The organism is Pseudomonas sp. Cab53 (assembly GCF_018325965.1).
Classification (GTDB): domain Bacteria; phylum Pseudomonadota; class Gammaproteobacteria; order Pseudomonadales; family Pseudomonadaceae; genus Aquipseudomonas; species Aquipseudomonas chlororaphis_E.
Window position 1 is genome coordinate 6,019,687 of record NZ_AP021902.1, and the last position, 21,642, is coordinate 6,041,328.

The following is a 21,642-nucleotide window of genomic DNA, read 5'->3' on the forward strand; positions in this document are numbered from 1 at the left end:
AAAGGCACTCGAGGATTCACCCACCGTCAGACCAGCACCTGGCGATTGGACGCCATGTATTGATGGATCTGCCGCTCGACCCGAGGATGAATCAGCTCCACCGGTCGCCGCCCGTTGGGGCATGGCAAGGTCGCCGTCGTGCCGAACAGCCGGCAGACCAGCGGTCGCTCGTCATACACGGTGCAACCGTTGGGCCCCAAGTGCACGCAATCGAGCGCCTCAAGGGCGGCATCCTGTTCGGCGCGGGTCTTGCGCGGCAAACGGGCCATTTCCTCCGGCGAGGTGGTCACCGGACCACAGCAGTCGTGGCAGCCGGGAACGCACTCGAACGAGGGGATCTGCTGGCGCAGCGTGCGGATTTTCTGACTGTTGCAACTCATGAAAACGACTACCGACGGGGACACAGATTGATTCTGCCCTAAAACCCTCATCCCAGACACCGCCAGCCGACCGCTGTTGCCCGGGGATGAATCCGCGGCTTATGCTCCGTCAAATTTCTCAAACACCACAATCAGGATTACGCACATGAACGCCCGTGTTCAGCAACCGGTCCCGAGCCACGCGCACGCCGCCTCCTATTACGCCGCCAGCAGCTTGCCGCAACCGGACCATCCGTTGCTGCAGGGCGAGTGCGTGGCGGACGTGTGCGTGGTGGGCGGCGGGTTTTCCGGGCTGAACACCGCCATCGAACTGGCCGAACGCGGCATGAGCGTGGTCCTGCTGGAAGCCCACAGGATCGGCTGGGGCGCCAGCGGCCGCAACGGCGGCCAGTTGATCCGGGGGGTCGGCCATGGCCTGGAGCAATTCGCCCCGGTCATCGGTGCCGACGGCGTCCGTCAGATGAAACTCATGGGCCTTGAAGCCGTGGAAATCGTCCGACAACGTGTCGAGCGTTTTCAGATCCCCTGCGACCTGACCTGGGGTTACTGCGACCTCGCCAACAAGCCCGGCGACCTGGAAGGTTTTGCCGAGGACGCCGAAGAACTGCGCAGCTTGGGTTATCGCTACCCGACCCGGCTCCTGCAAGCACACGAAATGCACAGCGTGGTGGGTTCGGACCGCTACGTCGGTGGCCTGATCGACATGGGTTCGGGCCACCTGCATCCGCTGAACCTGGCCCTGGGCGAAGCCGCTGCCGCGCAACAACTTGGGGTCAGGCTGTTCGAGCAGTCGGCGGTCACCCGCATCGATTATGGCACCGAAGTAAAAGTGCACACCCGGCACGGTTCGGTCCGCGCCAAGACACTGGTGCTGGGCTGCAACGCCTACCTCAACGGACTCAACCCAGAGCTCAGCGGCAAGGTGCTGCCCGCCGGCAGCTACATCATCGCCACCGAACCCCTGAGCCACGCCCAGGCCCAGGCCTTGTTACCGCAGAACATGGCGGTGTGTGACCAACGGGTGGCACTGGACTACTACCGTCTCTCGGCGGATCGTCGCTTGCTGTTCGGTGGCGCTTGTCATTATTCAGGTCGCGACCCGCAGGACATCGGCGCCTACATGCGGCCGAAAATGCTCAAGGTGTTCCCGCAATTGGCGAACGTGAAGATCGATTACCAGTGGGGCGGGATGATTGGTATCGGCGCCAACCGATTGCCACAGATCGGCCGGCTCAAGGACCAACCCAACGTGTATTACGCCCAGGGCTACTCCGGTCATGGCGTGAACGCCACGCACCTGGCCGGCAAACTGCTGGCCGAAGCTATCAGTGGGCAACAAAGCCGCGGTTTCGACCTGTTCGCCCAGGTGCCGCACATGACCTTCCCTGGCGGCAAGCACCTGCGCTCGCCGCTGCTGGCGCTGGGAATGTTATGGCACCGGTTGAAAGAGTTGGTTTAACCCAAAAAACCGTGGCGAGGGAGCTTGCTCCCGCTCGGTTGCGCAGCGACCGCAAAATCTCAGGGTTGCTGCACGACCCAGCGCGAGCAACCGCCCTCGCCACAGCTTCCTTATTCGTTTCAACCCCGCCAGAACGGCTTGAGCCCCTCTTCCCGCGCCTGCTCCCGGTCCAACCCGATGTCACGCAACTGTTCGGGTGTCAGCGCCAATAAGGCTTTGCGTGTATGCAGGCGCAACCAGAACAGGTCCCAGCGGCTCAGGTGGGCCGGCGCATTGCGCGACATCGTGTTGCGCAGCCCCTTATCCTGCCCTGCCACCAGTTCCTGACTGTGTAACGTCAGCCGCACATCGCTCAAGCCGTTCATTTTTGTCGCTCCTGTTTACTTGGGTAGCCAGAGGTTCCATGATGTGCGAACGGCAGAAAGCGATACAGATTCAATCATTTTGTTTTACTTCCATACAGATTGAACCTTTCTCGCACTGAATCGTTGTTTTCCGACCCAACTGTATTGGTTGCCGTAGTCCTCCTCGAGAATGCGCCATGACTCTCTACGTGAACCTCGCCGAATTGCTCGGCACCCGCATCGAACAAGGCTTCTACCGCCCGGGCGACCGGCTGCCATCGGTACGAGCGTTGAGCACGGAGCACGGCGTCAGCTTGAGCACGGTGCAGCAGGCCTATCGCGTGCTGGAGGACAGTGGCCTGGCGATGCCGAAACCCAAGTCCGGTTATTTCGTACCGGTCAGCCGCGCGCTGCCGGACCTACCGGTGGTGGGCCGTCCCGCCCAGCGGCCCGTGGATATTTCCCAGTGGGACCAGGTGCTGGAACTGATACGCGCGGTGCCGCGCAAGGATGTGGTGCAGTTGGGACGGGGCATGCCGGACATCAACTCGCCGACCATGAAGCCGCTGCTGCGCAGCCTGGCGCAGATCAGTCGTCGGCAAGACATGCCAGGGCTGTATTACGACAACATCTACGGCAACCTGGCGCTGCGTGAACAGATTGCCCGGCTGTTGCTGGATTCAGGTTGCCAGTTGGGCGCCAACGATCTGATTGTCACCACCGGCTGTCACGAAGCGCTGTCTGTCAGCATTCGCGCCACGTGCGAGCAAGGCGATATCGTCGCCGTGGACTCCCCCAGCTTCCATGGCGCCATGCAAACCCTCAAGGGCCTGGGCATGAAGGCGCTGGAAATCCCCACCGACCCGCTCACCGGTATCAGCCTGGAGGCCCTGGAACTGGCCTTGGAACAATGGCCGATCAAGGCCATACAGTTGACGCCCAGTTGCAACAATCCGTTGGGCTACATCATGCCGGAAGCCAACAAACGCGCCCTGCTGACCCTGGCACAGCGCTTCGACGTGGCGATCATCGAAGACGATGTGTATGGAGAACTGGCCTACACCTACCCACGCCCCCGCACGATCAAGTCCTTCGACGACGATGGCCGGGTCCTGCTCTGCAGTTCCTTTTCCAAGACCCTGGCCCCTGGCCTGCGCGTGGGCTGGGTCGCGCCCGGCCGGTACCTGGAACGGGCGCTGCACATGAAGTACATCAGCACCGGCTCCACCGCCCCACAGCCCCAGATCGCCGTGGCCGAATTTCTCAAGGGCGGGCATTTCGAACCACATTTGCGCCGGATGCGCGCGCAATACCAGCGCAATCGCGACGTCATGATCGATTGGGTCAGCCGCTATTTTCCGCCAGGCACCCGCGCCAGCCGGCCCCGGGGCAGCTTCATGCTATGGGTCGAACTGCCGGAAGGCTTCGACACCCTCAAGCTCAACCGGGTCCTGCATGATCAGGGCGTACAGGTCGCCGTCGGCAGCATCTTTTCCGCCTCCGGCAAGTACCGCAATTGCCTGCGGATGAACTACGCTGCCAAGCCAACGGCCCAGATCGAAGAGGCCGTGCGCAGGGTGGGCGCCGCCGCTATCGCGTTGTTGAACGAAACCCAGCGCGACGCCGTCTGATCTGTACGCCGGGAAGCGGCATCCAACAGCCCATCAACGCAATCGAGCGGAACGATCCTACGTGAGATCCAGACCGATCCTGCCAGCGCTACTGCTAGTCGCCTCGCTGCTGGGCGGCTGCGCCAGTCTTGATGTCACCCGCGAGCCCTCCCAGGCACTACCGGCCAGCGAATCCTCCTTTGGCCGCTCGGTCCAGGCCCAGGCGGCGCCCCATGAAGGGCAGTCGGGCTTTCGCCTGCTCCCCGACAGTACCGACGCGTTCATCGCCCGGGCCGAGTTGATCCGCCACGCCCAGAGCAGCCTGGACTTGCAGTACTACATCGTCCACGACGGCATCAGCACCCGGATGCTGGTGGACGAATTGCTCAAGGCCGCGGACCGCGGCGTGCGGGTGCGGATCCTGCTGGACGACACCGCCAGCGACGGCCAGGAAGAAACCATCGCGACCCTGGCCGCCCACCCACAGATCCAGGTCCGCCTGTTCAACCCCTTGCACCTGGGCCGGGCCACCGGGGTGACCCGCGGCCTTGGACGCCTGTTCAACCTGTCGCTACAACACCGGCGCATGCACAACAAGCTGTGGCTGGCAGACAACAGCATGGCCATCGTCGGCGGCCGCAACCTGGGGGATGAGTATTTCGACGCAGAACCCAACCTGAACTTCACCGACATCGACCTGCTCGGGGTCGGCCCGGTGGCCGAACAACTGGGCCACAGCTTCGACCAGTACTGGAACAGCGCCCTGAGCAAACCCATCGAACAGTTCCTGTCCCATCGCCCCACCCCCAAGGACTTGGCCGACAGTCGGGCGCGCCTGCAAGCGTCCCTTGAACAGACCCAAAAGGAAAATCACGCGCTCTACCAGCAACTGACCACCTACAAGACCCAGCCACGCCTGGACACCTGGCGCAACCAGCTGATCTGGGCCTGGAACAAGGCGATGTGGGACGCGCCGAGCAAGGTGCTGGCCAAGGACGAGCCCGATCCGCAGTTGCTGCTGACCACTCAACTGGCGCCGGAGCTGACGGGCGTCAGCAAAGAACTGATCATGATTTCCGCCTACTTCGTCCCGGGCCAGCCAGGGTTGGTCTACCTGACCAGTCGCGCCGATGCGGGCGTGTCGGTGAGCCTGCTGACCAACTCCCTGGAGGCCACCGATGTGCCGGCGGTGCATGGCGGGTATGCGCCGTACCGCAGGGCCTTGCTGGAGCACGGTGTGCGCCTGTTCGAACTGCGCCGACAACCGGGCGAAACCGGCGGCCGCCCGCACCTGTTCTACAGCAGGTCCTACGGCGAGTCGGACTCGAGCCTGCACAGCAAGGCGATCATTTTTGACCGGCAGAAAGCCTTTATCGGTTCGTTCAATTTCGACCCGCGCTCGGTGCTGTGGAACACCGAGGTCGGCGTTTTGGTGGACAGCGAAGCGCTCGCCGGCCAGGTGCGTGAGCTGGCCCTGCAAGGCATGGCCCCGGCCTTGAGTTATCAGGCACGACTGAAGGACGACACCCTGGTCTGGACCACCGAAGACAACGGCACGCTACACGACCTGGACCACGAACCCGGCAGTTGGTGGCGCCGCTTCAATGCCTGGTTCGCCAAGACCGTCGGCCTGGAGCGGATGCTGTAGCCCGCGTTATCCGGCGTAGCGAAGTGATCACGCCGCTTGCGTGGCGCCGAACGCACCCTGGCGCAATAACAGGATCACCAGGCCGAAGGCCCCCGCCGCCATGAACAAGGGCAACGCATGCCCACTGATCCACTGGCTGCCGGCCCCCGCTGCCAGCGGACCGACCAGGCAACCGATCCCCCACAACTGCGCGACATGGGCATTGGCCCGCACCAGCGCATCGTCACGGAAACGCTCGCCGATCAGAATCAGCGACAGGGTAAACAAGCCACCTGCGCTGGCGCCGAACAGGATCCACAGGGGCCAGATCAACGGCGTATCGATCAGTACCGGCACCGCCAGGCTCGATAGCATCAACAACACCGCACAGCCGGTGAACAAGGTGCGGCGGGACATGTAGTCGGCCAGGGCGCCAACGGGCAATTGCAGTAAGGCATCGCCCACCACCACGGTGCTGACCATCGCCAATGCCACCTCGGCACTGAAGCCCTGGCGCAGGCAGTAGACCGGCAGCAATGTCAGGATCATCGCTTCGAAGGCGGCGAACAACGACACTGCCCAGCCAATCGCCGGCAAGCTTCGGCAAAACGCCCACAGGTCGCCCAACGTGACATTGCCGGCCTCGCTGCTGGGCGCGCCGCTGCGCCCCAGCAACAACAGCGGTGCAACCAAGAGCAGGCCGACGCCCACCCAGAAGCCATAATCGTGATCGGTCCCCAGCACGCCGAGCAGCAACGGCCCGGACAACTGGCTCAAGGCATAGCTGCAGCCGTACAACGCCACCAGACGTCCGCGCCATTGTTCAACGACCAGTTGGTTGATCCAGCTCTCACCGAGGATGAAGACCAGGGTCAGCACCACGCCAATCAACAGGCGCAACACCAGCCAGACCGGATAACTGGGCATCAGCGCCAGCAAGCCGATCGACAGCGCGCCGCCCCACAGGCACAGGCGCATCAACGCGGCTGTGCCAAAGCGCGCAGCCAGCCGGCTCGACACCTTGGCCCCCAGCAACACGCCCACCGCCGGCATGGCGGCCATGACGCCGATGGCGAATGAACCATAGCCCCAGCCTTCCAGGCGCAACGACACCAGCGGCATGCTGACGCCCAAGGCCAGGCCGACGCTCAGGACAGACGCCAACACGGCGAAGTAAGTCGCCCAACGCATTTGCACGCTCCTGTGGAGGGTTATCGGTGCAGGTATCACTCAAAATATTGTGGGAGCGGGCTTGCTTGCGAAGGCGGAGTGTCAATCAACTAGCTGTTGAATGTTAAACCGCTTTCGCGAGCAAGCCCGCTCCCACAGGGGATGTGTCTACCGCAAATCTTGCGCTCATCCTCGACCAATGTGGGAGCGGGCTCGCTCGCGAAAGCGGGGTGTCAGTCAACTTAGCCGTTGATGTTAACCGCCTTCGCGACCAAGCCCGCTCCCACAAAAGGGGTCAGAGCTTGATCCAGGTCGCCTTCAGCTCGGTGTATTTGTCGAAGGCATGCAGCGATTTGTCACGACCGTTGCCCGACTGCTTGAAGCCACCGAACGGTGCAGTCATGTCGCCGCCATCGTACTGGTTGACCCAGACGCTGCCGGCGCGCAGGGCCTTGGCGGTCAGGTGAGCCTTGGAAATGTCCTTGGTCCACACCGCCGCCGCCAGGCCATACGGCGTATCGTTGGCAATCTGGATCGCTTCTTCGGCAGTGTCGAAGGCAATGACCGACAGCACTGGGCCGAAAATTTCTTCCTGGGCGATTTTCATGGCGTTGCTCACGCCGTCGAAAATCGTCGGCTCGACGTAGGTGCCGCCGGTTTCCTCGAGGATCCGCTTGCCGCCCGCCACCAGCTTGGCGCCGTCACTGTGACCGGCTTCGATGTAGGACAGCACGGTGTTCATCTGTTGGGTATCCACCAGGGCGCCGACGTTGGTGGCCGGGTCCAGCGGATTACCCGGCTTCCAACCCTTGAGGGCCTCGATCACCAGCGGCAGGAAGGTGTCCTTGATGGAGCGCTCCACCAGCAGGCGCGAACCGGCGGTGCAGACTTCACCCTGGTTGAAGGCGATGGCGCTGGCGGCGGATTCGGCGGCGGCCTGCAGGTCGGGGGCGTCGGCGAACACGATGTTCGGGCTCTTGCCACCGGCTTCCAGCCAGATGCGCTTCATGTTGGATTCGCCAGCGTACACCATCAACTGCTTGGCGATTTTGGTGGAGCCGGTGAACACCAGCGTATCCACGTCCATGTGCAGGCCCAGGGCCTTGCCGACGGTATGTCCGTAGCCGGGCAGCACGTTCAGCACGCCCTTCGGAATACCGGCCTCGACCGCCAGGGCAGCGATACGCAGGGCCGTCAGCGGGGATTTTTCCGACGGCTTGAGCACCACCGAGTTACCGGTGGAGAGGGCCGGGCCGAGCTTCCAGCAGGCCATCATCAACGGGAAGTTCCACGGCACGATAGCGCCCACGACCCCGACCGGCTCGCGCGTCACCAGGCCCAGTTGATCGTGGGGCGTCGCCGCCACTTCGTCGTACAGCTTGTCGATGGCCTCGCCGCTCCAGCTCAACGCCTGGGCCGCGCCAGGCACGTCGATGTACAGCGAGTCGCTGATCGGCTTGCCCATGTCGAGGGTTTCCAGCAGGGCCAACTCTTCGGCGTTCTGCTTGAGCAGGCTGGCGAAACGAATCATGGTGGCTTTGCGCTTGCTGGGCGCCAGGCGCGACCAGACGCCGGAATTGAAGGTTGCGCGGGCGTTTTCCACGGCACGCTGGGCGTCGGCCACGTCGCATGCGGCGACTTTGCCCAAGAGGCGGCCATCGACCGGGCTGAGGCAATCAAAGGTTTCGCCGGACACTGCATCCGTGTATTCACCGTTGATGAAAGCGCGGCCTTCGATCTTCAGGTCGCGGGCACGTTGTTCCCAGTCGGCACGAGTCAGGGTGGTCATACGAGTGTCCTCCTCTTATTGAGTCAGAACGCCGCGCAACGCAGCGCTCAAAGAATTCTGCCCGGCCAGCCTGTTCGGCGCTGTTTTCGGCAGAGGGCACCCGCCACCCTAAACCAGCGGCCGGTGAAGTTTCAATATATTTGACATAGCGGTGGCAAACCGCCTTGCGATGTTCGTTTTAATAAACATAGACTCTGACTCTTCCAGCCATTCGCGCCGTCATTCACGGGGATTACCGCATGAGCATCCAGGACATCGTCGATTTCAGCCACGCCACCACTGCCGCCGACCGCTACCGTCCGGACCCGGCCAAGGTACTCAAGGGCGATCCCGAACAGGCGGTGTACAACCACTACAACAGCCCGTGTGGCCAAATGAATGCCGGTGTCTGGGAAGGCGCCGTGGGCCAGTGGACGGTCAACTACACCGAGCATGAGTATTGCGAAATCGTCCAGGGTGTTTCCGTGCTGCGGGACAACGATGGGAACGCCAAGACCCTGCGCGCAGGTGACCGCTTCGTGATCCCGGCGGGCTTCAAGGGCACCTGGGAAGTGCTGGAACCGTGCCGCAAGATCTACGTGGTGTTCGAACAGAAGGCTTGAAGCCTTGGGATCAAGGGTGCATCGCCCCACACGGGCCATGTGGTGCCTTTGTGGGGGCGAGCTTGCTCGCGAAGAGGCCCGGACAGCCAAAAAAACCAACAAAAAAGGCCCGTATCGTGAGATACGGGCCTTTTTTGTAAGAGGGAAAAATCAATTACTTGATTTTGCCTTCCTTGTAGATCACGTGCTTGCGAACAACCGGATCATATTTCTTGATCTCGATTTTGTCCGGGGTAGTACGCTTGTTCTTGTCGGTAGTGTAGAAGTGACCAGTACCGGCGCTCGAGATCAAACGAATCAATTCACGCATGATTAGCTCCCTTAAACCTTGCCATCGCGGCGAAGTTCGGCAAGCACGACATCAATGCCGCGCTTGTCGATGATACGCATGCCTTTGGCAGATACGCGCAGACGTACAAAACGTTTCTCGGACTCAACCCAGAAGCGGTGATGCTGCAGGTTCGGCAGGAAACGACGACGGGTTTTGTTGTTTGCGTGGGAAATGTTATTCCCAGTCACCGGACCCTTACCGGTAACTTGACAGACTCTCGACATGCCTCAGCCCTCTAAAACCACATGCCCAACCCGGCATGGGTTGGCCGCTTAATCTCTCAGTCATTTGGCGCCAGGCGCCGCGTTTCTTTAAGGGTCTTACCGGCTACACCTACAGTGAAGGAACCGGGCCCCTAGAAAAGAGCGCTGCTTTATACCAGAAAGACCACGGTGCAACAACAACCGATGTGATTTGTCTTTGCGGCAGAACACCGCCCAACCGTCCGGGACGGCTGGGGCAAAGGCCGGCGCAGCCCGTGACCGCTCGTCGCTGCGCGCAGGTTTTTTTCACCTGCGCCAGGTTTGAGCCCATCACGCACCGCCACAGGGTGCCGGAAAATGCAAAAAGGGGATAGTCATTTGCCAGCGAGCCCACTAGGGTAGGCCTTTTCCAGACTGCACTCGCAGATGGGCCTTCGACTTGCACAAGGAAACTGCTCATGCGCCTCGCTGCCCTACCATTGTTGCTCGCCCCTCTGCTGATCAGCCCATTGGCCCAGGCGGCCGCCTTGAGTGTTTGTACCGAGGCGAGCCCGGAAGGGTTCGACGTGGTCCAGTACAACTCGCTGACAACCACCAACGCCTCTGCCGACGTGCTGATGAACCGCCTGGTGGACTTCGACACCGCCAGCGGCAAGGTGGTCCCCAGCCTTGCCAAGAGCTGGGAGATCTCGACCGACGGGCTGACCTACGTGTTCAAGCTGCGCCCCCAGGTCAAGTTCCACCACACCGACTACTTCACGCCGCGTCGCGACCTGACCGCCGAGGACGTGAAATTCAGCTTCGAGCGCATGCTCGACCCGGCCAACCCCTGGCACAAGGTGGCCCAGAGCGGCTTCCCCCACGCCCAGTCCATGCAACTGCCCACGCTGATCAAGAAAATCGACGCGCTGGACCCGTTAACCGTGCGTTTTACCCTCGACCATGCCGATTCGACGTTCCTGGCAACGTTGAGCATGGGCTTTGCTTCTATCTATTCGGCTGAATACGCCGACCAATTGATGAAGGCCGGCACCCCGGAAAAGCTCAACAACCAGCCGGTCGGCACCGGCCCGTTCGTTTTCAACCGGTTCCAGAAGGACGCGACGATCCGCTACAAGGCCAACGACGCCTATTTCGACGGCAAGCCCCAAGTGGACCCACTGATCTTCGCCATCACGCCGGATGCCAACGTGCGCTTGCAGAAACTGCGTCGCAATGAATGCCAGATCGCCCTGTCGCCCAAGCCACTGGACGTGCAGGCCGCGCGCCAGGAACCGACGCTGGCCGTGACCCAGACCGACGCCTTCATGACGGCCTTCGTGGCGATCAACAGCCAGCACCCGCCACTGGACAAACCTGAGGTGCGCCAGGCCATCAACCTGGCGTTCGACAAGGCCAGCTACCTCAAGACCGTCTTCGAAGGCACTGCGCAGGCCGCCAACGGCCCCTACCCACCCAACACCTGGAGCTACGCCAAAAACCTGCCCGGCTACGCCCACGACCCCGCCAAGGCTCGCGAACTGCTGGCCAAGGCCGGTTTGAAGGAAGGCTTCCAGACCACCCTCTGGACCCGCCCTTCCGGCAGCCTGCTGAACCCGAATCCGAGCCTTGGCGCCCAACTGCTGCAATCGGACCTGGCGGAAATCGGCATCCAGGCCGAAATCCGGGTGATCGAATGGGGCGAGTTGATCCGTCGGGCCAAGGCCGGCGAACACGATCTGCTGTTCATGGGCTGGGCGGGCGACAACGGCGACCCGGACAATTTCCTCACGCCGCAGTTTTCCTGCGCGGCGGTCAAGTCCGGCACCAATTTCGCGCGTTACTGCAACCCCGACCTGGACAAACTGATCAGCGCCGGCAAGACCACCGGCGAGCAAGGCGTGCGCGCCAAGCTCTACGAGCAGGCCCAGGCACAGATCCAGCAACAGGCCCTCTGGCTGCCCCTGGCTCACCCGACGGCCTTCGCCCTCACCCGCAAGGAAGTGCAGGGTTATTCGGTCAGCCCGTTCGGTCGCCAGGACTACGCCAAGGTCACCCTCAAGTAACCACCTGTATGCATTGAAACCTGTGGGAGCGGGCTTGCCCGCGAAAGCGGTGGGTCAGCCAGCACGGATGTCGCCTGACACGACCTCTTCGCGAGCAAGCCCGCCCCCACAGAGTTTGCCATTGCCAGATCGCGGCTACATCCACCCGTACTCCACCATCGACAGCGGCTCCCCATCGCCGACGATGAAATGATCGAGCACCCGCACGTCAATCAACTCCAGCGCTTGCTGAAGGCGCCCGGTGAGCACCCGGTCGGCCTGGCTCGGCTCGGTATCGCCGGAAGGATGGTTGTGACACAGGATCAACGCGGCGGCATTGTGGGCCAGGGCGCGCTTGACCACTTGCCGTGGATAGACGCTGGCGCTGTCGATCGAGCCGCGAAACAGCGCCTCATAGGCCAACACCCGATGCCGGGAATCCAGGAACAGGCAGCCGAACACTTCATGGGGTTCATGGCGCAACACGGCCTTGAGGTAGTCGCGTACAACCAGCGGGCTCTCCAGCACCGACTCTCGTCGCAGGTCCTGGGCCAGATGTCGGCGCCCCATTTCCAGGACCGCTTGCAACTGCGCGAACTTCGCCGGCCCCAGGCCCAGTTGCATGCTGAATGTACGCAGGTCGGCGTCCAGTAAACCGCGCAGGCAACCAAATTGATGCAGCAGGTGTCGAGCCAGGTCTACTGCACTCTTCCCGCAAACCCCGGTTCGCAAGAAGATCGCCAACAACTCGGCATCCGAAAGACTCGCCGAACCCAATTGCAACAACTTCTCCCGCGGGCGCTCGGCCGCCGGCCAATCTCGAATACTCATAGGACCTCCTGGTCTGTGGCGCACCGCTGTTCCATAGCGGTCGCTGTGATATCGTAGCCCATCTTTTTTGCAGGCGATTCGCACCCTGGCAGGCTGTTGCCGAAGGGTTCGCACTGCACTGACCACTGAAATCGAAAGGCAGGCCTATGCAGCGGCTGTATCGGAAACGCATCGTTCTGGGCGTCGGCGGCGGCATTGCTGCCTACAAGAGCGCCGAGCTGGTTCGCCGACTCATCGACCAGGGCGCGGAAGTACGGGTCGTGATGACCCGCGGCGGCAGTGAGTTCATCACCCCGCTGACCATGCAGGCACTGTCCGGCCACCCGGTTCACCTGGACCTGCTCGACCCCGCGGCCGAGGCAGCCATGGGCCATATCGAACTGGCCAAGTGGGCCGACCTGGTGCTGATCGCCCCGGCGACCGCCGACCTGATCGCCCGCCTGGCCCAGGGCATCGCCGACGACCTGCTCACCACCCTGGTGCTCGCCACCGACGCCGTGGTGGCCGTCGCCCCAGCCATGAACCAGGCCATGTGGCGCGATCCGGCCACCCAGGCCAACCTGCAATTGCTCGAAAGCCGTGCACTGAAGGTCTTCGGCCCGGCCTCCGGCAGCCAGGCCTGCGGCGATGTCGGCATGGGCCGCATGCTGGAAGCCACCGACCTGGCCCAATGCGCCGCCGACTGCTTCCAGCGCCAGGCCCTGACCGGCAAACACGTGCTGATCACCGCCGGCCCGACCCAGGAAAACATCGACCCGGTGCGCTACATCACCAACCACAGCTCCGGGAAAATGGGCTTCGCCCTGGCCGAAGCCGCGGTGGAAGCCGGCGCCCGGGTGACCTTGATCACCGGTCCCGTGCACCTGCCCACGCCGGACCGGGTTACGCGCATCGACGTCGTCAGCGCCCGGGACATGCTCGCAGCGTGCGAAGCCGCCATCCCCTGCGACCTGTTCATCGCCTCGGCAGCGGTCGCGGACTACCGCCCCGAAGTCGTCGCCCCACAGAAATTGAAGAAAGACCCTACGAGTGGTGACGGCCTGCTGCTGCAGATGGTGCGCAACCCGGACATCCTTGCCAGTATCGCCACCCGCCCCGACCGGCCGTTCAGTGTCGGCTTCGCCGCCGAAACCGAACACCTGCTCGATTACGCCGCGCGCAAGCTCAAGGACAAGAACCTCGACTTGATCGTCGCCAACGACGTCGCCAACCCGAGCATCGGCTTCAACAGCGAGGAAAACGCCTGCAGCGTGATCGATCGCCAGTTGCACGCCACCCTTTTCGCCCAGACCAGCAAGGGCAAGATTGCCCGCCAGCTGATCACCTTCATCGCCGAACGTCTGAACCAGGTTTAAATCTCCATGCACGCTCTACAAGCCAAGATCCTCGATCCACGCATCGGCAACGAATTCCCGTTGCCGCAATACGCCACGCCCGGCTCCGCCGGTCTCGACCTGCGGGCGATGCTCAAGCAGGACACCCTCCTGGAACCGGGCCAGACCCTGCTGATCCCGACCGGCCTGTCGGTGTACATCGGCGACCCGAACCTGGCCGCGCTGATCCTGCCGCGCTCGGGCCTGGGCCACAAACACGGCATCGTGCTGGGCAACCTGGTGGGCCTGATCGACTCCGACTACCAGGGCGAGCTGATGGTGTCGTGCTGGAACCGTGGCCAGACGGCCTTCAACATCGCCGTGGGCGAACGCATTGCGCAACTGGTGCTGGTGCCAGTGGTGCAGGCTCATTTCGAACTGGTCACGGAATTCGACGAGAGCCAGCGCGGCGCCGGCGGTTTCGGCCACTCCGGCAGCCACTGAGCCGGCGGTTCGTGGCCGGGCGTGCTGCCCGGCCCGTTTATTAAGCTTCTGTTTCAGGGCGAAAAATGCGCAATGGCTTTCTGCTAGGTTTCCCATCCGGAATCAATGTATTAGGCGACCGAGCTCGGGATAACGCTATCTCATGGCATTTTCCCACCACGAACTCTCTGTCAAAAACGCCGTCATACCCTTCAGCTTGAGCCTGCCGACGCCCCTCGTCGGCCTGTCCAGTCACCCTCTGATAGAGCGCCCCGCCCATGAACACCCCAGCTGCAATCGCCCCGATCTTCCCTGACAGCATCTTCCGCGCCTACGACATCCGTGGCGTGGTACCGGAAACCCTCACCGCCGAAACCGCCTACTGGATCGGCCGCGCCATTGGCTCCCAGAGCCTGGCCCAGGGCGAACCGAACGTGTGCGTCGGCCGCGACGGCCGCCTGTCCGGCCCCGAGTTGGTCGCGCAATTGATCAAGGGTATTGCCGACAGTGGCTGCCACGTCAGCGACGTGGGCCTGGTGCCGACGCCGGCGCTGTACTACGCCGCCAACGTCCTGGCCGGCAAATCCGGCGTGATGCTCACCGGCAGCCACAACCCATCGAACTACAACGGCTTCAAGATCGTCATCGCTGGCGACACCCTGGCCAACGAGCAGATCCAGGCCCTGCACACCCGCCTCAAGACCAACGACCTGAGCAGCGGCAAGGGCAGCGTGACCCAGATCGACATCCTTGGGCGCTACAACGATGAGATCGTCAAGGACGTGAAGCTCGCCCGTCGCCTGAAAGTGGTGGTCGACTGCGGCAACGGCGCCGCCGGCGTGATTGCCCCGCAACTGATCGAAGCCCTGAACTGCGAGGTCATCCCGCTGTTCTGCGAGGTGGATGGCAACTTCCCCAACCATCACCCGGACCCGGGCAAGCTGGAAAACCTGCAAGACCTGATCGCCAAGGTCAAGGAAACCAACGCTGACCTGGGCCTGGCCTTCGACGGCGATGGCGACCGCGTCGGCGTGGTCACCAACACCGGCAGCGTCGTGTTCCCCGACCGCCTGCTGATGCTGTTCGCCAAGGATGTCGTGGCGCGCAACCCGGATGCCGAGATCATTTTCGACGTCAAGTGCACCCGTCGCCTGGTGCCACTGATCAAGGAATATGGCGGTCGCCCGCTGATGTGGAAGACCGGTCACTCGTTGATCAAGAAGAAAATGAAACAGAGCGGCGCCCTGCTGGCCGGGGAAATGAGTGGCCACATCTTCTTCAAGGAGCGCTGGTTCGGTTTCGACGACGGCATCTACAGCGCCGCGCGCCTGCTGGAGATCCTCAGCAAGGAGCCCTCCAGCGCCGAAGACCTGTTCGCGACCTTCCCGAACGATATTTCTACGCCGGAAATCAATATCCATGTGACCGAAGAGACCAAATTCAGCATCATTGATGCACTGCACGACGCTCAATGGGGCGAAGGCGCCGAACTGACCACCATCGACGGTGTGCGGGTCGACTATCCCCAGGGTTGGGGCCTGGTGCGCGCGTCCAACACCACGCCGGTGCTGGTCCTGCGCTTCGAGGCCGACAACGAAGCCGAACTGCAGCGCATCAAGGATGTGTTCCACACCCAACTCAAACGTGTTGCACCTGATCTTCAACTACCGTTCTGATTTTTGAAGCACCACCGGAGCCCTGAATGACCCTCGAACGCGAAGCCGCCGCCAATACCGCCAAGGTCCTGTCCGAAGCGTTGCCTTACATCCGACGCTATGTCGGCAAGACCCTGGTGATCAAATACGGCGGCAACGCGATGGAAAGCGAGGAGCTGAAAACCGGCTTCGCCCGCGACATCGTGCTGATGAAGGCCGTGGGCATCAACCCGGTGGTGGTGCATGGCGGTGGCCCGCAGATCGGCGACCTGCTCAAGCGCCTGGCGATCGAAAGCCATTTCATCGATGGCATGCGCGTCACCGACGCGCAGACCATGGATGTGGTGGAAATGGTCCTGGGTGGCCAGGTCAACAAGGACATCGTCAACCTGATCAACCGCCATGGCGGCAGCGCCATCGGCCTGACCGGCAAGGATGCCGAACTGATCCGGGCGAAAAAGCTCACCGTGACCCGCCAGACCCCGGAGATGACCCAGCCGGAAATCATCGACATCGGCCAGGTGGGCGAAGTGGTGGGCATCAACACCGACCTGCTGAACCTGCTGGTCAAGGGCGACTTCATCCCGGTCATCGCGCCTATCGGCGTGGGGGCCAACGGTGAGTCGTACAACATCAACGCCGACCTGGTGGCCGGCAAGGTGGCCGAGGCACTGAAAGCCGAGAAGCTGATGCTGCTGACCAACATCGCCGGCCTGATGGACAAGTCGGGCAAGGTCCTGACCGGGTTGTCGACCCAACAGGTCGACGACCTCATCGCCGACGGTACGATCTACGGCGGCATGCTGCCAAAGATCCGCTGCGCGCTGGAAGCGGTACAGGGCGGCGTCGGCAGCTCGCTGATCATCGATGGCCGGGTGCCGAATGCGATCCTGCTGGAGATCTTCACCGATACCGGCGTGGGTACGTTGATCAGCAATCGCAAGCGTTCTTAAGCGATTCCGGTAAAAAAAGACCCCGCTCAACCTGGTTGAGCGGGGTCTTTTTTTCACGGTTTACCGGTCAAGGCAAACTTATGTGGGAGCGGGCTTGCTCGCGAAAGCGGCAGGTCAGTCAACACAAGGTTGAATTTGCCATCGCATTCGCGAGCAAGCCCGCTCCCACAAGGGATTGTGCAAGCCGATCAGACGCCGAACTGCGCCCGATAAGCCTCAACCGCCGGCAAATGCTGTTTGAGCTGGGGGTCATCAGCCAAGAATTCCAGCACCTGGGTCAGCGACACAATGCTGATCACCGGAATGCCAAAGTCGCGCTCCACTTCCTGGATCGCCGACAACTCACCATTGCCACGCTCCTGGCGGTTCAGCGCGATCAGCACGCCGGCGGCCTTGGCGCCGTCCTGGGAAGCGATGATCTGCATCACCTCGCGAATAGCGGTACCGGCGGTGATCACGTCGTCAATGATCAGGACATCGCCGGTCAGCGGCGCGCCCACCAGGCTGCCGCCTTCACCGTGAGCCTTGGCTTCCTTGCGGTTGAAACACCAGGGCAGGTCGCGCTCGTGATGCTCGGCCAGGGCGACGGCGGTGGTGGCGGCCAGCGGGATGCCTTTGTAGGCCGGGCCGAACAGGACGTCGAACGCAATACCGCTCTCGACGATGGCCGCTGCATAGAAACGCCCCAGCTGCGCCAGGGCCGAACCGCTGTTGAACAGGCCGGCGTTGAAGAAGTACGGGCTGGTGCGTCCGGACTTGAGGGTGAACTCACCGAAGCGCAAAACCCCGCGATCGATGGCAAAACGAATGAAATCGCGCTGATACGCCTGCATGAAAAAAGCCTCAAATACCGCGGATTTAGCTAAATAGGTACACGCCGTGTATCATACACGCACGTGATTTTTGGGGCCATTTATGCGGATCATCAGTGTGAACGTCAATGGTATTCAGGCTGCAGTCGAGCGTGGTTTGCTCAGTTGGCTGCAAGCACAGAATGCCGACGTCATCTGCCTGCAGGACACCCGCGCCTCCGCCTTTGAACTGGACGATGCAGCCTTCCAACTGGATGGTTACTTCCTTTATGCCTGCGATGCCGAAGTCCCCGCCCAGGGTGGCGTGGCTTTGTACTCGCGGCTGCAACCGAAGGCTGTCATCAACGGTCTCGGTTTCGAGACGGCGGACCGCTACGGGCGCTACCTGCAAGCCGATTTCGACAAGGTCAGCATCGCGACCTTACTGCTCCCTTCGGGGCAGAACGGCGATGAAGATTTGAATCAGAAATTCAAGTTGATGGACGACTTCGCCCGTTATCTTGATAAACAGCGACGCAAACGTCGCGAGTACATCTATTGTGGCTCGCTGTACGTGGCGCAACAGAAGCTGGATATCAAGAACTGGCGCGACAGCCAGCAATCTCCTGGCTTCCTGGCGCCGGAACGGGCCTGGATGGACGAGATCATTGGCAACATGGGCTATGTCGATGCCCTGCGCGAAGTCAGCCGCGAAGGCGACCAGTACAGCTGGTGGCCGGACAGCGAGCAGGCCGAGATGCTCAACCTCGGCTGGCGTTTCGACTACCAGTTGCTGACGCCCGGCCTGCGCCGCTTCGTGCGCAGCGCTCGCCTGCCGCGCCAGCCTCGGTTCTCGCAGCACGCGCCGCTGATCGTGGACTACGACTGGACGCTGACGATCTGAGTGTCGTTTCGCAGCCACAAAAAAACCGACAGTCGATGTCGGTTTTTTTGTGGCCACTGAAAATCAACGGTGGGAGCGAGCTTGCTCGCGATGACGATGGATCGGCCAACATCGATATTGAATGAACAGCCGCAATCGCGAGCAAGCTCGCTCCCACAGGGCAAGGCGCTAGCTGATCGTTATTTGACCAGCCGCCAGGTAAACGGATACCGATACGGCTGCCCTTCATTGGCCTTGACCCCGGCGATGATGGTCAACACCAACGCACCAATGGCCACCAGACCGAACAGGAAGAAGCCAATCACCACGATCATCAGCAGCAGACTGATCGCCGAGGCGATCGCCACGGTGATCTGGAAGTTCAGCGCTTCCTTGCCTTGGGCATCGATGAACGGGTCGGACTCACGCTTGAGCTGCCAGAGCACCAGCGGCCCGATTAGCGTACCGAACGGAATCCAGATCCCCAGCAAGGCGGACAGGTGACAAAACATTGCCCATTGACGCGCCTCTTTGCTCGGCTGGGGCAGCAGGACTGGCTCATCACTCATGTCGCTCTCCTTGTCTGAAGCGTGAATCGATCAGTCAGCCAGGGCGGCCTTCTGCAATTCGAAGATCTGACTCATGCCGTTCTTCGCCAGTTCCAGCATAGCGTTCAATTCTTCCGGCTGGAACGGCGCGCCTTCGGCGGTGCCCTGCACTTCGATGAAGCCGCCGGCGCTGGTCATGACCACGTTCAGGTCGGTCTCGGCAGCCGAGTCTTCCAGGTAGTCCAGGTCCAGGACCGGCTCGCCCTGGTACATGCCCACGGACACCGCGGCGATCATCTGCTTGAGCGGGTCGCCGCCCTTGAGGCCGCCACGCTTCTTGATCACTTTCAAGGCATCGACCAACGCGACCATTGCGCCGGTGATGGACGCGGTGCGGGTGCCGCCGTCAGCCTGGATCACGTCGCAATCGACGTACAAGGTCACGTCGCCCAGCTTGGACATGTCCAGCGCGGCGCGCAGCGAACGGCCGATCAGGCGCTGGATTTCCAGGGTGCGCCCGCCCTGCTTGCCACGGCTGGCTTCGCGCTGGTTACGCTCGCCGGTGGCCCGCGGCAGCATGCCGTACTCGGCGGTCAGCCAACCCTGGCCCTGGCCCTTGAGGAACCGCGGCACGCCGTTCTCGACGCTGACGGTGCAGATCACCTTGGTATCACCGAATTCGACCAGTACAGAGCCCTCGGCGTGTTTGGTGTAGTTGCGGGTAATGCGGATCGAGCGGAGCTGATCGGCAGCGCGACCACTTGGACGTTTCATAGGGAACACCTGTACTGAGGACGGAAAACTGCCGGCATTATAAAGCCGTGTGCCGCGCGAGGGCAGTTCTAAAAAGCCGGCGCGACGAGTGCAGCCTCTCAAACGCCCGGCCGACGGGTTGCAGCGCTTTGTCACAGGCACGGTTTGGGGGCACACGCTTCACTGCGCTACAATCCTGCGCCTTTGCTGCCCGCCGGGCTCAATCCACAGATTCTCAGGTCGTGTCGGCCTGCAATGCGAGGAACCTCCATGGTGCACAGCATGACCGCCTTCGCCCGCGTCGAAAAAGCCGGGGCTCAAGGCACGCTGAGCTGGGAACTGCGCTCGGTCAACAGTCGCTACCTGGAACCGCACCTGCGCCTGCCCGAATCCTTCCGCGACCTGGAAGGCGGCGTGCGTGAAGCGCTGCGCCAGGGCCTGTCCCGGGGCAAGCTGGAATGCACCCTGCGCTTTACCGAAGAAAGCACCGGCAAACCCTTGCAGGTGGATCGCGAACGCGCCGCGCAACTGGTGGCTGCCGCCGAAACCGTTGCCAGCCTGATCAGCAACCCCGCCGCCCTGAACCCGCTGGAAGTACTGGCCTGGCCCGGCGTGCTGGTGGGTGACGCCAGCGATCCGCAGGCACTGAACGCCGAGGCCCTGGCGCTGTTCAACCAAGGTCTGAAGGAACTCAAGGCCGGGCGTGAGCGCGAAGGCGCGGAACTGGCCCGGCTGATCAACGAGCGCCTCACCGCCATTGAAGAAGACGTCAGCACCCTGCGCGAACTGGTTCCGCAGATGCTCGCCACCCAGCGCCAGAAAGTCCTCGACCGCTTTGCCGACATGAAGGCCGAGCTGGACCCGCAGCGCCTGGAACAGGAAATGGTCATGCTCGCGCAAAAAAGCGACGTGGCCGAAGAACTGGATCGCCTGAGCACCCACATCATCGAAGTCCGCCGGGTGCTCAAGTCCGGTGGCGCGGCCGGTCGCCGCCTGGACTTCCTGATGCAGGAACTCAACCGCGAAGCCAACACACTGGGCTCCAAGGCCTTCGACCCGCGCAGCACCCAGGCTGCGGTCAACCTCAAGGTGTTGATCGAGCAGATGCGCGAACAAGTACAGAACATTGAGTAAGGCTAACCCGACATGACCCACAGCACCGGCACCCTGTACATCATTTCCGCGCCTTCGGGCGCCGGCAAGACCAGCCTGGTCAAGGCCCTGATAGACGCCGAGCCGCAGATCCGCGTCTCCGTGTCCCACACCACCCGCGCCATGCGCCCGGGCGAAGTGAACGGGGTGAACTATCACTTCGTCGACCGCGAAGAGTTCGTGAGGATGGCCGAGCACGGCGACTTCCTCGAGCGCGCCGAAGTCTTCGGCAACCTGTACGGCACCTCGCAGAGCTACCTGCAGCAGACCCTGGACGAAGGCCACGACCTGATCCTGGAAATCGACTGGCAAGGCGCCGAGCAGGTGCGCAAGCTCATGCCCCAGGCCCGCTCGATCTTCATCCTGCCGCCAAGCCAGCAAGCCTTGCGCCAGCGCCTGACCAACCGTGGCCAGGACAGCGACGAGATCATCGAAGGGCGGATGCGCGAAGCGGTCAGCGAAATGAGCCACTACGTCGACTACGATTACCTGATCATCAACGACGATTTTGCCCACGCGCTGGACGACCTGAAGGCGATTTTCCGCGCCAGCCAGCTGCAACAGAAACGCCAGCAGCAGCGTTTCGGTAAATTGCTGGCCGAACTGCTGGGCTGAGAAGCCCTTCCCAAAACCGCTGCGACGGCTTTACATTGGTACTCGCAGCGCGCCGAGGGCTTGCTCAAAAAATCAGCGCTTCCCTAAACGCTGGTGTTTTTTTAAACTGTCGAGTCCGCTTGCCCA

General features: G+C 62.2%; 21 protein-coding genes and 1 pseudogene. 12 read left to right on the forward strand and 10 right to left on the reverse strand.

Annotated features, from left to right (window positions below):
• Positions 1 to 26: 26 nt before the first annotated feature.
• Positions 27 to 380, reverse strand: a complete 354-nt coding sequence (locus tag KI241_RS26605) for a YkgJ family cysteine cluster protein (protein ID WP_042728992.1) — start codon at positions 378 to 380, stop codon at positions 27 to 29.
• Between the two features lie 145 nt (positions 381 to 525).
• Between KI241_RS26605 and KI241_RS26610 the strand changes: the two genes are divergently transcribed.
• The gene (locus tag KI241_RS26610; RefSeq protein ID WP_212803148.1) at positions 526 to 1,839 is read left to right on the forward strand and encodes an FAD-binding oxidoreductase; all 1,314 of its coding nucleotides are present in this window, start codon (positions 526 to 528) and stop codon (positions 1,837 to 1,839) included.
• A gap of 119 nt (positions 1,840 to 1,958) precedes the next feature.
• Here the strand turns inward: KI241_RS26610 and KI241_RS26615 are convergent, their stop codons facing one another.
• Positions 1,959 to 2,204: a DUF1127 domain-containing protein gene (locus KI241_RS26615; protein WP_212803149.1), complete on the reverse strand. Its 246-nt coding sequence runs from the start codon at positions 2,202 to 2,204 to the stop codon at positions 1,959 to 1,961.
• Between the two features lie 176 nt (positions 2,205 to 2,380).
• On the opposite strand from KI241_RS26615, the gene KI241_RS26620 reads away from it, so the two are divergent.
• On the forward strand, positions 2,381 to 3,814 hold the full coding sequence (locus KI241_RS26620; protein ID WP_042728989.1) for a PLP-dependent aminotransferase family protein: 1,434 nt from the start codon (positions 2,381 to 2,383) through the stop codon (positions 3,812 to 3,814).
• Between the two features lie 61 nt (positions 3,815 to 3,875).
• The gene (locus tag KI241_RS26625) at positions 3,876 to 5,441 is read left to right on the forward strand and encodes a phospholipase D family protein (protein ID WP_042728988.1); all 1,566 of its coding nucleotides are present in this window, start codon (positions 3,876 to 3,878) and stop codon (positions 5,439 to 5,441) included.
• A gap of 27 nt (positions 5,442 to 5,468) precedes the next feature.
• Here the strand turns inward: KI241_RS26625 and KI241_RS26630 are convergent, their stop codons facing one another.
• Positions 5,469 to 6,611 (reverse strand): MFS transporter, encoded by a 1,143-nt coding sequence (locus tag KI241_RS26630; RefSeq protein ID WP_123579231.1) that lies wholly within the window; start codon positions 6,609 to 6,611, stop codon positions 5,469 to 5,471.
• A gap of 274 nt (positions 6,612 to 6,885) precedes the next feature.
• On the reverse strand, positions 6,886 to 8,379 hold the full coding sequence (locus tag KI241_RS26635) for an aldehyde dehydrogenase (RefSeq protein WP_042728986.1): 1,494 nt from the start codon (positions 8,377 to 8,379) through the stop codon (positions 6,886 to 6,888).
• Between the two features lie 239 nt (positions 8,380 to 8,618).
• On the opposite strand from KI241_RS26635, the gene KI241_RS26640 reads away from it, so the two are divergent.
• Positions 8,619 to 8,981 carry a cupin domain-containing protein gene (locus KI241_RS26640; protein ID WP_042728985.1) on the forward strand — a complete coding sequence of 121 codons (363 nt, stop codon included), beginning with the start codon at positions 8,619 to 8,621 and terminating at the stop codon, positions 8,979 to 8,981.
• 154 nt (positions 8,982 to 9,135) lie between these two features.
• Here the strand turns inward: KI241_RS26640 and rpmG are convergent, their stop codons facing one another.
• Both rpmG and rpmB read right to left on the reverse strand, forming a co-directional pair.
• Positions 9,136 to 9,291: a 50S ribosomal protein L33 gene (gene rpmG / locus KI241_RS26645; RefSeq protein ID WP_003177274.1), complete on the reverse strand. Its 156-nt coding sequence runs from the start codon at positions 9,289 to 9,291 to the stop codon at positions 9,136 to 9,138.
• 11 nt (positions 9,292 to 9,302) lie between these two features.
• Positions 9,303 to 9,536: a 50S ribosomal protein L28 gene (gene rpmB, locus KI241_RS26650; protein WP_007921114.1), complete on the reverse strand. Its 234-nt coding sequence runs from the start codon at positions 9,534 to 9,536 to the stop codon at positions 9,303 to 9,305.
• Between the two features lie 437 nt (positions 9,537 to 9,973).
• On the opposite strand from rpmB, the gene KI241_RS26655 reads away from it, so the two are divergent.
• Entirely contained in the window at positions 9,974 to 11,560 is a 1,587-nt protein-coding gene (locus KI241_RS26655; RefSeq protein WP_123579232.1) for an ABC transporter substrate-binding protein, read from the forward strand.
• Positions 11,561 to 11,695: 135 nt separating this feature from the next.
• On the opposite strand, the gene radC is transcribed toward KI241_RS26655, so the two are convergent.
• A complete protein-coding gene (gene radC, locus KI241_RS26660) occupies positions 11,696 to 12,370 on the reverse strand; it encodes a DNA repair protein RadC (protein WP_042728983.1) in 675 nt (224 codons plus the stop codon).
• A gap of 146 nt (positions 12,371 to 12,516) precedes the next feature.
• Here radC and coaBC point away from each other — a divergent pair, with 146 nt between their 5' ends.
• From coaBC to argB, 4 genes and pseudogenes are all read left to right on the forward strand, one after another.
• Positions 12,517 to 13,725: a bifunctional phosphopantothenoylcysteine decarboxylase/phosphopantothenate--cysteine ligase CoaBC gene (gene coaBC, locus KI241_RS26665; protein ID WP_047735761.1), complete on the forward strand. Its 1,209-nt coding sequence runs from the start codon at positions 12,517 to 12,519 to the stop codon at positions 13,723 to 13,725.
• A gap of 6 nt (positions 13,726 to 13,731) precedes the next feature.
• A complete protein-coding gene (gene dut, locus KI241_RS26670) occupies positions 13,732 to 14,187 on the forward strand; it encodes a dUTP diphosphatase (RefSeq protein ID WP_047735760.1) in 456 nt (151 codons plus the stop codon).
• Between the two features lie 296 nt (positions 14,188 to 14,483).
• Positions 14,484 to 15,842 (forward strand): annotated as a pseudogene (locus KI241_RS26675) (phosphomannomutase/phosphoglucomutase); the annotation flags it as partial.
• Positions 15,843 to 15,868: 26 nt separating this feature from the next.
• Positions 15,869 to 16,774 carry an acetylglutamate kinase gene (gene argB, locus KI241_RS26680; protein ID WP_053150277.1) on the forward strand — a complete coding sequence of 302 codons (906 nt, stop codon included), beginning with the start codon at positions 15,869 to 15,871 and terminating at the stop codon, positions 16,772 to 16,774.
• Between the two features lie 188 nt (positions 16,775 to 16,962).
• Here the strand turns inward: argB and pyrE are convergent, their stop codons facing one another.
• Positions 16,963 to 17,607, reverse strand: coding sequence for an orotate phosphoribosyltransferase (gene pyrE / locus KI241_RS26685; protein WP_047735758.1), 645 nt, complete (start codon positions 17,605 to 17,607; stop codon positions 16,963 to 16,965).
• A gap of 82 nt (positions 17,608 to 17,689) precedes the next feature.
• Here pyrE and KI241_RS26690 point away from each other — a divergent pair, with 82 nt between their 5' ends.
• Entirely contained in the window at positions 17,690 to 18,469 is a 780-nt protein-coding gene (locus KI241_RS26690) for an exodeoxyribonuclease III (RefSeq protein ID WP_042731262.1), read from the forward strand.
• Between the two features lie 179 nt (positions 18,470 to 18,648).
• On the opposite strand, the gene KI241_RS26695 is transcribed toward KI241_RS26690, so the two are convergent.
• Complete coding sequence (locus KI241_RS26695; protein ID WP_042731263.1) at positions 18,649 to 19,017, reverse strand: DUF4870 domain-containing protein; 369 nt, start codon at positions 19,015 to 19,017, stop codon at positions 18,649 to 18,651.
• Between the two features lie 30 nt (positions 19,018 to 19,047).
• Positions 19,048 to 19,770, reverse strand: coding sequence for a ribonuclease PH (rph, locus tag KI241_RS26700; RefSeq protein ID WP_042731264.1), 723 nt, complete (start codon positions 19,768 to 19,770; stop codon positions 19,048 to 19,050).
• 249 nt (positions 19,771 to 20,019) lie between these two features.
• Between rph and KI241_RS26705 the strand changes: the two genes are divergently transcribed.
• Positions 20,020 to 20,883 carry a YicC/YloC family endoribonuclease gene (locus tag KI241_RS26705; RefSeq protein ID WP_053150284.1) on the forward strand — a complete coding sequence of 288 codons (864 nt, stop codon included), beginning with the start codon at positions 20,020 to 20,022 and terminating at the stop codon, positions 20,881 to 20,883.
• 12 nt (positions 20,884 to 20,895) lie between these two features.
• Entirely contained in the window at positions 20,896 to 21,516 is a 621-nt protein-coding gene (gmk, locus tag KI241_RS26710; RefSeq protein WP_047735756.1) for a guanylate kinase, read from the forward strand.
• Positions 21,517 to 21,642 lie beyond the last annotated feature (126 nt).